1 pseudogene is annotated in these 506 nt (G+C 66.4%); it reads right to left on the bottom strand.

Annotated elements, in window-relative coordinates:
- Nucleotides 1–304: 304 nt before the first annotated feature.
- Nucleotides 305–373: pseudogene (locus GY24_RS18300) on the bottom strand (FAD-linked oxidase C-terminal domain-containing protein); the annotation flags it as partial.
- Between the last annotated feature and the right edge of the window lie 133 nt (nt 374–506).

The raw sequence follows: 506 nt of genomic DNA, 5'->3' as shown, positions 1-506 counted from the left end.
GGAAGCCGTAGAAGCGCTCGAAGCCGCGCCCGCTCGGCCAGTTCCGCCTGGTCGACGCGACATTCATCTCGTCGTCGGGGCAGAGGTGCCATTTGCCCACGATGTAGGTGTTCCAGCCCGCCTCGCCGAGGATCTCGGAGAGCATCCCGTTCGCCGGCGGTGTAGCTGCTGAACATCCGTGCCTCCTGGTCGTGCGCCGCACTGAGCCTACGCCTGCAGGCCCCGGCTGTTGGCTTCGGTCGCAGGCTCCCTCGAGCCAACGGGGTGGGTGTGCTCCCTCGAGCCAACGGGGTGGTTGGGCGCCCTAGAAGACCTTGCCGGGGTTCAGGATGCCGGCCGGGTCGAACACCCGCTTGATCTGCTGCTGCAGCTCGAAAGCGGGTACCGCCGGGGAGTGTGTCGAAGCCCGATTCGAGTCCGAGCGCTACCGCGTCGCCAACGAGCAGCTCACCCGGGTCTCCGTCAAGGTGGGCAACCTGTTCGTGCTGATGTTCCCGATCATCATG

It is taken from the genome of Microterricola pindariensis (assembly GCF_002936985.1).
In the GTDB taxonomy this organism is placed as follows: Bacteria; Actinomycetota; Actinomycetes; order Actinomycetales; family Microbacteriaceae; genus Microterricola; species Microterricola pindariensis.
Note: the sequence above shows the minus strand (reverse complement) of the source record. Positions and strands in the feature narration are given on the sequence as shown.